The organism is Brevibacillus sp. FIR094 (assembly GCF_050477165.1).
Classification (GTDB): Bacteria; Bacillota; Bacilli; order Brevibacillales; family Brevibacillaceae; genus Brevibacillus.
In genome coordinates, this window is sequence record NZ_JBEAES010000098.1 from 1 (window position 1) to 413 (window position 413).

At 40.2% G+C, this 413-nt stretch carries 1 protein-coding gene; it reads right to left on the minus strand.

Annotated elements, in window-relative coordinates:
* Positions 1 to 200: 200 nt before the first annotated feature.
* Positions 201 to 413, minus strand: a 213-nt coding sequence (rplV, locus tag ACQ5DJ_RS30020) for a 50S ribosomal protein L22 (protein WP_429845629.1), incomplete at its 5' end; no start/stop codon positions are given.

Sequence of the window (413 nt, forward strand, 5' to 3'; positions counted from 1 at the left end):
GTTACTTTAGCAGCGCCTGTAGGACGTTCGATAAGAATTTTGCTGATCATCGCGCTTTTAAGTTTTTTAGTTAAAAACTCACGAACTTGAAGATCTTTAAGCAAATATTCAGCGTATTGTTTCGGACTCGCATACCAGTTGGCGTTATGACGTTTTACAACACCAAGGCGGATACCGATTGGATGAACCTTCTGACCATATCAAACCCCTACCTTAACGGTAATGTGACAAGTACGCTTAGTAATACGATCTGCACGGCCTTTAGCACGTGGCATAATACGTTTAAGGCTAGTGCCTTCATCAACGTAAATCGTAGTAACCTTAAGGTCGTCTACATCTAAACTGTTATTGTGTTCAGCGTTTGCAATTGCAGATTCCAATGCTTTTTTCACTATAACTGCAGCTTTTTTGTT